Raw genomic sequence first — 8,612 nt, forward strand, 5'->3', positions numbered from 1 at the left:
CTCGAAATTATCCCAAGTTCAAATCAAGCGGGCACCCAGTTTTCACTCGAATACGCACACTCGGCTGTCACCAACTTGGCATAATCCGGCACTCAGCATAAATCGTCTTATCCAAAGATTTGGATAACTGGATGACGTGGTCAAACATCTGTTCCCTTTCTCATGACTCGCAGTGGGCGAGGGCGTGTAATCGGCGGTCTAGACCCTATGGCTTGGCAGAGGGAACCAAAGGGTGCCTGACTGCGGTGGCAAAACGTGGGTTACCGGTGTGTGCCGGTCGATCCCCAAGTTCAGAGACCCGGATAAACCGGCGCCGCTCTCAAACTCATCACCTAACGAACCTTCAACGTGACTGTGACGCCCGTCAATGGCGGTTCGGGGGACCATTACCTTGTCGGCACCCAGCCTTTGCCGGGGATGAACTCGCGGCTGCCGGGATTTGTCTTGCAACCTAACGCCGCCGCCATCGTCATAAGCAACAGAACCAGCAGAATGAATTTGGCCATGCCCGAATGTGAATCAGAATTGTCAGCCGGGCAAGTCTGGGGCAAAGTAAACCGTCGGCGTGAGAAGAAATGGCTGAGAAATTCAAATCGCTGAAAGGCCAGTTGCTGCTGGACAGCGGCATGCTGAACGGTTCGTTCTTCCACCGAACCGTCGTCCTGATTTGCCAGCACGATGCAGAAGGCGCGTTCGGCCTCGTGATCAACCGCTCCAGCGAAAACAAGGTCGGCGAAATGCTCGTTGCCGACCTTCCCGACATGCTCAAGGAACAATCCCTTTTCCTGGGCGGGCCGGTCCAACCCACGGCTTTGAGTTACCTCCACGCCGATACGTTTCTGCCTCAAGCCAATGTCATTTCCAATCTCAACCTGGGGCATTCGCTCGACTCGCTGGTGGAAATCGGTGAATCGCTCTCTCCGAGCCAGCAAGTGCGGATTTACGCCGGATACGCCGGCTGGGGGCCGGGACAGCTCGACGACGAAATGAAGCGCAAGGCCTGGCTGACTCACCCGGCGTCCATCGAAGTCGTTTTTGCCAAGGATCCCGCCACGCTCTGGCGAGCTATTGTCAGCCAGAAGAAAGGCGTCCAATTCAGACTCCTCTCCCAAATGCCGGACGATTTGTCGTGGAACTGATCTCACGCAAGACGTACGGCGGACTCCGAGACTCCGCGAGGAAGAATTTGACACCCTGCGGCCACTGACCTAGTAAAGGCGCGTCCTCTGGCACTCGTGCGGAACCGGAATTGCGACCATGAGCCTCACCCAACAAGATCTCGACGCGCTGCGCGCCCTGAGCACGCCAACCGTCTCCAACGCCGTCGAGTTGTTCAATCTCCGCCCGCGAAACCACGGGTTCATGTCCCCGGAAATTCGCAGCCTGTTCCCGGAGTTCGGCGTCATGGCGGGCTACGCCATCACTGGCCGTTTCGCAGCCGATCAACCTGCGACGCGCCCCGGTTCGCGCTACGATTTTTGGAAGCGCATTCTGGAAATCCCGGAACCGCGCGTCGTCGTGATGCAAGACCTAGACCAACCTGTGGGCGTCGGGGCCTACTTTGGCGAAGTTCAATCCACCATTCACCAGCGCCTCGGCTGCATTGGTGTCGTGACGAATGGACACGTTCGGGACCTGGACGAGGTGCACGCGATGGGCTTCAACTACTTCGCCGCCGGCGTTTGCGTTTCCCACGCTTACGTGCACCTCATTGATTTCGGCGGGCCGGTCAAAGTGGGCGGAACTCTTGTCCGGACCGGCGACTTGATTCATGCCGACAAGCACGGCGTGCTCGTCGTCCCGACCGACATCGTGCGCGACATTCCTCAGGCCGCGGCAAAAGTTGCGGAGCGGGAGCAGCGCATCATCGGCCACTGCAAATCTCCGAGCTTCTCCCTGGAAGAACTGAAGCGGCTTTACGAATCGTGAGCGCCGAGGAATCGAAAGTCTCCCCCGACTCGCTCTTGAAGTTCTGCGCCGCTTGCTTCGAGAAGCTGGGCGTGCCGGCGGACGACGCGAGAATCACGGCAGAGAATTTGATCTTCGCAAACCTGCGCGGGGTCGATTCCCACGGCGTGATTCGGCTGAAGATCTACACGGAGCGGCTGCGCGCGGGCGGATTCAAGGCCCGCGTGCATCCTCGAATCACTTCCGAACACGCTTCCAGCGCGTTGCTCGACGCCGGGCATGGCCTCGGACAGATCGCCGGCGTGGAGGCGATGAAGCTGGCGATTGCCAAGGCAGAAGCCACGGGCGCCGCGATCGTGGGAGTCCAGAACAGCAATCACTTTGGCGCGGCGGCGTTCTATGCGATCCAGGCGGTCGAGAGCGGAATGATCGGTTTCGCGGCGACAAATGCCGGCGCCAGCATGGCTCCCACGGGCGGACGCGAAGGACGTCTGGGCAACAATCCCGTCGCCATCGCCGTGCCGGCCGGGAAATATCCGCCGCTCGTGCTCGATATGGCGACCGGCGCCGTGGCCTGGGGAAAAATTTTCTTGGCGCAGCAGAAGCACGAGAAAATCCCTCCCTCGTGGGCGTTGGACAAACACGGCCTGCCGACCGACGACCCCAACGCCGCCGCAGATCGCGGTTTGATTCAGCCTTTCGGAGGATACAAAGGCTATGGGTTAAGCCTGTTCGTCGACATTCTCACGGGCGTGCTCGTGGGCGGTGGATTCTCGACCCACGTCAAGGGCTTGTATCAGAAGCTCGAATCGCCGAGCGATGTGGCGCAGTCGTTTGCCGCCATCAAGATCGACAACTTCATGCCGCGCGCCGAGTTCAGCCGTCGGGTCGAGGAAATCATCGATCTCATGCACTCGTGTCCGCGCGCGCCTGGCAGCGAACGCATTTACGTCCCTGGCGAAATCGAGCACGAGACCGAGCAGCGCCGCCGGGCCGAAGGCATTCCGATCAACGCGACGCTGCGGGAAGAATTGGTTGGCCTGGCGCTAGATCTGAGCTTGCCTTCGCCGCTTTGATCTTCTCTCAGCCGGAACGATTCAGGACGGATGAGGAGCGCACGCGCCTCGGGTGCTGTGGTCGGCGCCCCCGCCGACCCCATTCAGTCGGATCGAAACCGTCCCGGCTCATCACCATGGCTTGAACAACGGTCCGACCGGCGAGGGCCAGTCGGAAGACGCGAGGGCGCGTGTGCTTCTCGCTTGCATCTGAATCGTTCCGGTTTAGTCCCGCAGGCGCATCGGGCACTGGCAGGCTGGAAGCCAGCCCTGCTCAGCCGGATTTCGCGGCCGGTGAACTCAACACTTCCAGCGCGCGGAGACTTGCGGCGGTGCGCGTTTCCACGCCGAGTTTGGCGAAGATTTCCAGGACGTGCTTTTTGACCGTGCTCTCGCTGTTGCCTAGGATGGTCGCGATATCGCTGTTGGTCTTGCCCTGAGCCAGCCAGAGCAACGTTTCCGCCACGCGCGGTGTCAGTCCAAGCTCTTTCTCCAGCGGTTTGGCGCTGGCGAAATTCGGTTTGAATTCCGGCGTGGCTTGCTGGGCAGCACGGGCCAGCCGCACGCGAATGGCCGCGAGCAGATCATCTTTCGCCACCGGCTTGGTGAGATACTGTGCAGACCGTGGGATTGACGACAGATCGACCGGAGAACCGTAGCGCAGATTTCCAATCGGCAGGGCGCCGGCAAGTCCCAGCGTGCTCGGACTGGGAGACGCCCCGCAGAATACAATTCTGCGATACGGCAGAGTGCAACTCTGCGCTACGAGCTTTGTCGTCCATCCCGCGGACCAAGCAGTAATCGTCGGCGCCTAGACTCATGCCCGCGCGGACGTCGAGCTTCTCCCCCTTCGCGGTGAGAAAGATGAAGGGAAGGCTGGTGGTCGCCATTCCTGATCTGCCTCCTGAGCCGTATTCACGCCAGACCGAACGCAACTTCCAAATGTCGAATCTCCGAACCTTCGGGCCGGTCTCAGTTCCCCACACCTCCAGACCGCTGCTGCTCGAAACAGGAAGAACCAGACCCGTGAGCACGGCCTCGCCATCGTTGGCGAATACTTCGACCGAGGACGTGTCCACGAACACCTGCAAACGCACGCGGCCATCCCGTACAAGCAGCGGAGCCTCATAAACTCCGGAGAATTTCGCATGGAAATCCGTTTTGCCGGAGCGCGCGCGGTCGAGGAAGAGCCGCTGGCTGGCCGGTTCGCAGCGGATCACCGTTTCCTCGCCGTTGCCTTGCCGAACTTTCAAGCCGAAGGCAGCCGCGCCGCGCACCTCGAAATCAACGTCGATTTCCAACTGAGCGCCTCGGACGTTTTTCTGCCTGAGCCATTGCGCGATTTCGTCAACCGTCCCGCCCCGATTGCGGACATGCTGGCTGCGAAGCTTTCGCAATTCGCGCACGGGAGTTTGAAGTAATCGAAAACCTTCATCCACACGCCGCAGGAGAAGTTCGCGCGGCAAAGACATCGCGCTGCGCCACGGCGACGTCGGCACCACGCCCGCGTATTCCCAGTTGCTCATCCAGCCGATCCAGAGTCGGCGGCCATCGTGCTTCGGAATGTCCGACCAGGACACCGCCGCATAGAAATCCCGGCCGTAGTCGGCCCAAAGCGGCAGTTGGGACGCCTCATCGAGCGTAAAGCGTGTGCCGTCGAAGTCGCCCACAAAGTACTGGCAACCGGAACCGCCCGCCGGTGCGCCGGAGCCGACGTTCACAATCAAGACCCACTTCGATTCGCCCGGCTTGCCTTCCAGGCGAACCGGGAACAGGTCGGGACATTCCCAGATTCCGTTGGTCGAACCCGTCGGACCGAAATCGCTCAGGTGGGTCCATTGCTTCAAGTTGGGGGAAGCATAGAACCGAACGTTGCGTTTGACCGGCCAGGCCACGGCCATGACCCAGCGGCGCGTCGGTTCATGCCAGAAGACTTTCGGATCGCGAAAATCCTTCTCGCCGATGTCGAGAACGGGATTGCCGGAGAACTTAGTCCAGGTGCGTCCGCGGTCGGTGCTGTAAGCGATATGCTGATTTTGCAGAGGTCGTTTCGTGTAATGGCCCGTGTAGATGGCGACGAGCGGCGGCGCGCCGTCCTGGCCAAAACCGCTGGTGTTTTTCCAGTCCACGACCGCGCTTCCGGAGAAAATCATCACGCCGTTTTCCTCCGGCAACGCGACGGGCAAGTGTTCCCAATGGACGAGGTCGCGGCTGACGGCGTGGCCCCAGCTCATGTGTCCCCATTTATCGCCGAAAGGATTGTATTGGTAAAAGAGGTGATATTCGCCTTTGAAGAAAACCATCCCGTTCGGATCGTTCATCCAATTCCGTTCGGGCGTGAAATGGAACTGGGGACGGAACGGCTCGTGGTAAAGTTCGGCGGCAGAAACGTGAAATGCGCAGGCCAGGAGAAGTGCCACTGCGGTCAGCCGAAGGATTCGCATGGGCTCAAGTTTAGACAGTGATGGGCGATGAATCAAAGGGGATTCGCTGACGCTGCGCGGAAACTGCGACCATTTCCGAATGAGTGAACTGCTCTGTCCATGGCCAGAGCAGTTCACCAATTAGATTAGTCTGGACCGACACCATTTCCCTACCGAGTCATTGACTCGGCAGGAAGGCGCCGCATAGAGTTTCACAGGCAACGATGGAAACCGTTTACATTGAAACCAGCATCGTGAGCTACTTGGTGGCTGATTCGAGTCGCGACTTGGTGACCGCCGCCAATCAGCAGATAACTCGGGGCTGGTGGCAACAACGACGGGAGAGCTTTGCTTGCCTGATTTCCCAGGAAGTCCTCGTGGAGGCGAGCCGGGGTGACTCGGAGCAAGTCCGGCGACGGCTGGAGGTGCTGGCGCAGCTGCCCCGCGTGGCCGTTAGCGGGGACGCTCAGGAATTGGCCCGCGTCTTTCTGGCTACCGGGTGCCTTCCACCCCCAGCAGTCCGCGATGCCGTGCATCTGGCGGTTGCCACGGCCATTGCCACGGACTACCTTCTAACGTGGAACTGTCGCCATCTGGCCAATGCGCAAATCTTGAAACGCCTCGAACGCGAGGCTCAACAGCTCGGTCGTGTGCTGCCGCGCGTTTGCACCCCGTTGGAGCTAATGGGAGAACTACCCTATGAAACCCGATCCGATTCTTGAAGAACTCTGGCGCGTCAAAGATGACTTAGCGCGCGAAGCCGGCTACGACATTGCTCGCACCTTTGCTGAACTGCGCGCTGCCGAAGGCCGGCATTCCGGCCCACTAATCCGAACGGCAGAAGAACTTCAGCGCTACGTCGCGGAACAACACCGGCGCGACTCACCCGCCGCCCTTGCGCTTCAGGAAAAGTTTCCGCCGACTCCGCCCAAGCGAAAGGAATAGCGCGACCGACGCCTTTCGTCCGTGCTCCTTCCTTCGATCGATCCCCCCACTGTTGGAAGCTTCGCGTCCATTCACGGAGATTTTAGACGATAGAAGCTGTTGCCTAAAGACGGGAGCACAATCACTTGATTTTGCCCATTAACTACCACTGGCGCGGCCGGCATATCCACCCAGTTCGTCGTCCCCAAAGCCGAGTTCTGCTGCAAGGCAAAAATCCTCGAAGACACGGGCCAACTAATGACGACCATGTTGTTACTGGCTGGCTGAACGGATAGCAGAGGTGCGCCGGGAGTCTGCACCACTGCGATCACGCTCCAGAACCCGCCAGTCAGCGAGTAATTGCCACCTTTCATGGGAGCGCCGGAGTCCTGTTGGCCGATTGTACCACTCACTGTGTAGGATGCGTTGGTACTTTTGCCACCACCGCTCGCGATCCTGAACCGTTTGAGGTTGTATTGCTGCGCAAAGGCTAAATCGACTCCGGCGACACAGGACAACAATCCTCCTAATAAAAGACGAACCCAGTTCACGTCATGCTTCACCAATAGACCACTACTAGCCCTCTACCTCCGGCACCGCCTCTTGAAGTCCAGCCCCCGCCCCCGCCCCCGCCCCCGCCGCCAGGAATAGCTCCAATTCCACCAGGATTTCCAGGATAGTTTGCAGGAGGATTGGTAACATTATAGCCGAGACCACCACCACCACCACCACCGCCCTGGCTTGCCGCCCCACCAGCACCACCGGCTACACCAACACCACTGGTTCCTTGCGCGCCACCTGATCCTTGTGCCCCGCTTGCGCTGAGTGTTGCTGAACTGCTGCCTCCGGTTCCGCCACTCCCCGGGCCGGTGCCCTGTGAAGCGTTTCGAGCGCCGATAGCTGCGGAGCGAAAGGAAACGTGCTCGATTTCGCCGCCCTCATGATCGGCCTCAATCCGAAAGACGGAAACGAACTGCGCACGGCAGCCCTCCGTATCCAGGAAACATTCTTCGGCATCGTCCCATCGAGCGAAAAGAACGCTGAAGTTGAATCGCCTGAGCCTCGAAATGCCGAGAGCGCACACGATTCAAGCAAGCCGGTGAAAATCAATGCACCGCTTGATTTCACACTGAAAGGTCTCGATCCCGCGCACCCGTATTTGCTCGGACGCAAATTTACGCCGGAAACGATACACCATTTCGGACTAGGCTTCTGCAAGCGCGGTTTCCTCGCGCATCGTGCGGCCATACCGCTTCACGACGACAAAGGCAACCTCATCGGCTACGCCGGACGGCTCGTCGATGACAACGCGATTGACAAGGAACACCCGAAATATCTGTTCCCCGGCACGCGAGAAAAAGACGGAGTGACGCACGAATTCCGAAAAAGCGAATTCCTCTACAACGGCCATCGCATCAAAGGGCCGGTGGATAACTTGGTCACGGTCGAAGGCTTTGCCTCCGTCTGGCGGCTGACGCAAGCCGGATTTCGGGATGTAGTCGCCCTCATGGGTTCCGACCTCGGCGACAAACAAGCCGATCTTATACTCTCGCTGCTCGGAGCGGACGGGTGCCTCTGGATATTCACGGACGGGGACGAAGCCGGGGAGCGCTGTGCTGGCGATCTCTTCAGGCGAATCGCGCCGCACCGACTGGTTCGCCGCGTTCCGCTCGCTTCTGACCGCCAACCGACGGAGTTGTCGGCGGAAGAACTCGCCGCCGCGCTGCCGTTCAAAGACAGACCGCGCCCCAGAAGCGATGGCCGTCAAATGCGCCTACGGCTCCTGACGAAGGAGATCACGCGCAGGCAGGCAATCGTCGAACTGGCGCAGTCATTTCCGACACTTCGGGAGCGCGGGCTGACAACTAAAACGTGGGAGCCGGATGCATTCGACGAAATGGCAACGCAGTTCCAGGGCAGCGAACGTCACGCGGCACGGTTCATCCTTGAAGTGTGGAGGCAAGAGCGGGACTGGAAGGCCGGTCGCTTCAGCGTCACTGAGGCGATGAGCCTGTGGGATACCTCGCACCGGACAGCGTTCCTTTCGTGGGTTTCGGATTCATGGTGAACCATTCGAGCGCGATCCTTGGCCGGGTCGCGCTTTTTCTTTCCCGGAACTCGTTTCGCCGGAACACCTGTCGGACCCCGGCGAATTTTTGCCATGTTTTGTGCAATGTGTTGTGCCAGAGGATAATTCCGTGCTCGACATGTCGCGGGGGGGGGGGGCAGTAATATGGGGAGATATATGCGCTGGCAGTTTTGCACACAACCATAGCCAAACTCTTCAGAAAGGGACTTTCGG

The 8,612-nt window shown here is 59.6% G+C and carries 9 protein-coding genes and 1 pseudogene; 7 read left to right on the forward strand and 3 right to left on the reverse strand.

The annotated features are described in order from the left end of the window. The first annotated feature begins 575 nt into the window (after positions 1–575). The 3 genes from FJ398_22975 (at position 576) to FJ398_22985 (ending at position 2,984) form a co-directional block, all read left to right on the forward strand. Positions 576–1,139: a YqgE/AlgH family protein gene (locus FJ398_22975; protein MBM3840769.1), complete on the forward strand. Its 564-nt coding sequence runs from the start codon at positions 576–578 to the stop codon at positions 1,137–1,139. A gap of 118 nt (positions 1,140–1,257) precedes the next feature. Next, positions 1,258–1,929 (forward strand): RraA family protein, encoded by a 672-nt coding sequence (locus FJ398_22980; GenBank protein ID MBM3840770.1) that lies wholly within the window; start codon positions 1,258–1,260, stop codon positions 1,927–1,929. Then, positions 1,875–2,984: an Ldh family oxidoreductase gene (locus tag FJ398_22985; protein MBM3840771.1), complete on the forward strand. Its 1,110-nt coding sequence runs from the start codon at positions 1,875–1,877 to the stop codon at positions 2,982–2,984. The genes FJ398_22980 and FJ398_22985 overlap by 55 nt, the downstream gene beginning before the upstream one ends. A gap of 253 nt (positions 2,985–3,237) precedes the next feature. On the opposite strand, the gene FJ398_22990 is transcribed toward FJ398_22985, so the two are convergent. Both FJ398_22990 and FJ398_22995 read right to left on the reverse strand, forming a co-directional pair. Next, positions 3,238–3,765 carry a response regulator transcription factor gene (locus tag FJ398_22990; protein MBM3840772.1) on the reverse strand — a complete coding sequence of 176 codons (528 nt, stop codon included), beginning with the start codon at positions 3,763–3,765 and terminating at the stop codon, positions 3,238–3,240. Next, a complete protein-coding gene (locus FJ398_22995) occupies positions 3,548–5,407 on the reverse strand; it encodes a levanase (protein ID MBM3840773.1) in 1,860 nt (619 codons plus the stop codon). Before FJ398_22995 ends, FJ398_22990 begins: the two co-directional genes overlap by 218 nt. A gap of 203 nt (positions 5,408–5,610) precedes the next feature. On the opposite strand from FJ398_22995, the gene FJ398_23000 reads away from it, so the two are divergent. Together FJ398_23000 and FJ398_23005 are read left to right on the forward strand one after the other, a co-directional pair. Further along, positions 5,611–6,108, forward strand: a complete 498-nt coding sequence (locus tag FJ398_23000; protein MBM3840774.1) for a type II toxin-antitoxin system VapC family toxin — start codon at positions 5,611–5,613, stop codon at positions 6,106–6,108. After that, positions 6,086–6,331: a hypothetical protein gene (locus FJ398_23005; protein ID MBM3840775.1), complete on the forward strand. Its 246-nt coding sequence runs from the start codon at positions 6,086–6,088 to the stop codon at positions 6,329–6,331. The genes FJ398_23000 and FJ398_23005 overlap by 23 nt, the downstream gene beginning before the upstream one ends. Before the next feature lie 71 nt (positions 6,332–6,402). Here the strand turns inward: FJ398_23005 and FJ398_23010 are convergent, their stop codons facing one another. After that, positions 6,403–6,861, reverse strand: a complete 459-nt coding sequence (locus tag FJ398_23010; protein MBM3840776.1) for a hypothetical protein — start codon at positions 6,859–6,861, stop codon at positions 6,403–6,405. Positions 6,862–7,023: 162 nt separating this feature from the next. Here FJ398_23010 and FJ398_23015 point away from each other — a divergent pair. Both FJ398_23015 and FJ398_23020 read left to right on the forward strand, forming a co-directional pair. Next, positions 7,024–7,122, forward strand: a pseudogene (locus FJ398_23015) (DUF2497 domain-containing protein). 107 nt (positions 7,123–7,229) lie between these two features. Next, positions 7,230–8,378 (forward strand): toprim domain-containing protein, encoded by a 1,149-nt coding sequence (locus tag FJ398_23020; protein ID MBM3840777.1) that lies wholly within the window; start codon positions 7,230–7,232, stop codon positions 8,376–8,378. The last annotated feature ends 234 nt before the right edge of the window (positions 8,379–8,612 follow it).

This window comes from Verrucomicrobiota bacterium (assembly GCA_016871535.1).
Lineage (GTDB): Bacteria > Verrucomicrobiota > Verrucomicrobiia > Limisphaerales > SIBE01 > VHCZ01.

Bases quoted from the DNA above. Each gene is read 5' to 3' on its own strand.
- FJ398_22975 (MBM3840769.1), top strand. From the start codon at position 576: ATGGCTGAGAAATTCAAATCGCTGAAAGGCCAGTTGCTGCTGGACAGC.
- FJ398_22980 (MBM3840770.1), top strand. From the start codon at position 1,258: ATGAGCCTCACCCAACAAGATCTCGACGCGCTGCGCGCCCTGAGCACG.
- FJ398_22995 (MBM3840773.1), bottom strand. From the start codon at position 5,407: ATGCGAATCCTTCGGCTGACCGCAGTGGCACTTCTCCTGGCCTGCGCA.
- FJ398_23000 (MBM3840774.1), top strand. From the start codon at position 5,611: ATGGAAACCGTTTACATTGAAACCAGCATCGTGAGCTACTTGGTGGCT.
- FJ398_23005 (MBM3840775.1), top strand. From the start codon at position 6,086: ATGAAACCCGATCCGATTCTTGAAGAACTCTGGCGCGTCAAAGATGAC.